This is a genomic window from Flavobacterium sp., from assembly GCF_043779715.1.
In the GTDB taxonomy this organism is placed as follows: domain Bacteria; phylum Bacteroidota; class Bacteroidia; order Flavobacteriales; family Flavobacteriaceae; genus Flavobacterium.
This window is the reverse complement of record NZ_JAYWDT010000059.1, coordinates 1-2,032: the sequence shown is the minus strand read 5'-3', so window position 1 is coordinate 2,032 and position 2,032 is coordinate 1. Positions and strand designations below refer to the sequence as shown.

4 protein-coding genes and 1 pseudogene are annotated in these 2,032 nt (G+C 30.1%); 1 reads left to right on the top strand and 4 read right to left on the bottom strand.

The genetic code is table 11. The annotated features are described in order from the left end of the window. Nucleotides 1–146: 146 nt before the first annotated feature. The 3 genes from ACH2BG_RS02825 to ACH2BG_RS02815 are packed head-to-tail and all read right to left on the bottom strand — an operon-like array spanning nt 147 to nt 1,373. The gene (locus ACH2BG_RS02825; RefSeq protein ID WP_395046219.1) at nt 147–443 is read right to left on the bottom strand and encodes a winged helix-turn-helix domain-containing protein; all 297 of its coding nucleotides are present in this window, start codon (nt 441–443) and stop codon (nt 147–149) included. 2 nt (nt 444–445) lie between these two features. After that, nucleotides 446–1,054: a hypothetical protein gene (locus tag ACH2BG_RS02820; protein ID WP_395046218.1), complete on the bottom strand. Its 609-nt coding sequence runs from the start codon at nt 1,052–1,054 to the stop codon at nt 446–448. A gap of 34 nt (nt 1,055–1,088) precedes the next feature. Next, a complete protein-coding gene (locus tag ACH2BG_RS02815; protein WP_395046217.1) occupies nt 1,089–1,373 on the bottom strand; it encodes a hypothetical protein in 285 nt (94 codons plus the stop codon). 86 nt (nt 1,374–1,459) lie between these two features. On the opposite strand from ACH2BG_RS02815, the gene ACH2BG_RS02810 reads away from it, so the two are divergent. Beyond that, nucleotides 1,460–1,810: a DUF1801 domain-containing protein gene (locus ACH2BG_RS02810; RefSeq protein ID WP_395046216.1), complete on the top strand. Its 351-nt coding sequence runs from the start codon at nt 1,460–1,462 to the stop codon at nt 1,808–1,810. On the opposite strand, the pseudogene ACH2BG_RS02805 reads toward ACH2BG_RS02810, so the two are convergent. After that, nucleotides 1,811–2,032, bottom strand: a pseudogene (locus ACH2BG_RS02805) (hypothetical protein); the annotation flags it as partial.

Here is a 2,032-nt window from a genome sequence, read left to right as displayed (position 1 = left end):
CCTAATTTTTCGTGCCAAAACAATACATCGAGTAGCATAATAAACGCAAGCCAAAGGGCAATTTGATAAGATTTCATAGAGATAAGAGAGATAGATATTTTTGAAAAGAACTTTGAAATTCAAAGTAAAAATATAAAAAAATAGAGTTAAGTTTTCGAAATTAATTTTTCTAAAGCCTCAATGTGAGCACTAAAAGCTTTTCTCCCATCGATAGTTGCTCTGTAGCTAGTATTTGGTTTTTTGCCAATAAATTGTTTTTCTATCATAATATAGTTTTCAGTTTCTAATGCTTTTGTGTGCGAAGCCAAGTTACCATCAGTTACACCTAAAAGTTCTTTTAGGGTTGTAAAATCGGCAGATTCATTAACCATAAGCACCGACATGATTCCCAATCGAATGCGATGATCAAAAGCTTTGTTTATATTTTGTATTATGTTTTTCATGACTATTTTCGGTCATATTTATAATACATCATGCCGCCATACAAAATGTGACAAACTCCAAATCCCAATACCCAAAAATATAATCCGTAACCAGAAAATTCGACCGCTAACAATCCTAAAATAATTTCAGTAATTCCTAAGTAGCGCACATCACGCAAAGTATATTTGCTTGCATTTACACAAGCTAATCCGTAAAATAACAATGTAATTGGAGCAATTAGACCATAATAACCATGACGAAGTAGGAGTAAAGCGAATATTCCTCCAGTAAATAATGGAATTGCAAAATTGATTAGCAATCTTTTTGAGGAAGTATTCCACATGTTTTCGCCTACTTTTTTTGCTTTGTTAACCGTCATAATATAAGCGGTTACTAACGATGCTACTAAAACTACAAACGCCGTTAGAACTATTAATTCAAACGTATAGCTTTCTAAAGTTATGTAATATCCTTGATGCTTTTCTATCAAATAATTCACATAAAAAGCACCAATTAAGGCATAAATACCAGCTAAAATGCCAGACAAACCACTTAACGAAATAAACTGTGTCGATTGTGACATCATTTGTTTGATATCCTGAATGTCTTTTAAATAATCTTTATTTTCCATTTTACTTCGCTTTTCTTTCTTACGTCTATTTTAATTATGAACCGGCAATTGGACTGTTGAAAAGTCCCACGGCTAACTCTACCCAAAGTAGCAAAAATAAGATTATTAGTAATGTAATAATTGCTATTCGGTACTTTTTATCGGATATTTTTCTTAGGATAAATTCAGTTGCTAAAACAACCGTCAGTAATAATGTGCCCATCACTACAAAATCTCCTATCGACCAATTTACTTCATTGGTAAACAACATGGCAATTGCAGGAATTAGTAATATACCTGTTATTCCCAAAAGCATTATTAGAAGTCTTTTATTTTTCATAATTTTAAATTTTTAAAGTACTTTGAATTGCAAAGTAAATATAAATTAATTTCACAACCAAATGTTTTTTTATTTATTTTTGAAATATGAAACCAACTCAAGAATACATATTTCGACAACCTGAAAAATACCAAGTAGTAGTATTACATATTATTGATGTTGTAAGTAAAATAATTCCTGAAGTAGAGTTGCTTTTCAAATACGGAATTCCGTATTTTTATTATAAGAAGAAGCCATTTTGTTATTTAGCCCCAAACCACAAAAAAGAATTTGTAGATGTCGGTTTTGCAAGAGGTTTTCAGTTAAAACAAAATCAAAAATTTCTTATTGGTGAGAATAGAAATACAGTAAAATCGCTTCGCTATTTTAGTTTAGAAGAAATTGATAATTCTGTTTTAACCTCTGTAATTGAAGAAACGATGAGTTTATATAAATAATTACAGCCTAAAAATCCCACCAACTGTAAATGTTCTTTCTAAAAACCAAAAACGTTGCGTCGCTTTATCAGCATTATTAAAAGTAGTTTTTATATCATTCATATTAATATAACCACCTTTTAGCTCGGTTTGAATAAAGAAATATTTAAAAAAAGTAAAGTTTAAACCTGCTTTTGCCGAAAGACCATAACCAGAAATATGAAAATCATCATGACGTTCTTT

Coding starts and splice junctions, on each gene's coding strand:
- ACH2BG_RS02825 (WP_395046219.1), bottom strand. CDS start 443: ATGAAAAACATAATACAAAATATAAACAAAGCTTTTGATCATCGCATT.
- ACH2BG_RS02820 (WP_395046218.1), bottom strand. CDS start 1,054: ATGGAAAATAAAGATTATTTAAAAGACATTCAGGATATCAAACAAATG.
- ACH2BG_RS02810 (WP_395046216.1), top strand. CDS start 1,460: ATGAAACCAACTCAAGAATACATATTTCGACAACCTGAAAAATACCAA.
- ACH2BG_RS02815 (WP_395046217.1), bottom strand. CDS start 1,373: ATGAAAAATAAAAGACTTCTAATAATGCTTTTGGGAATAACAGGTATA.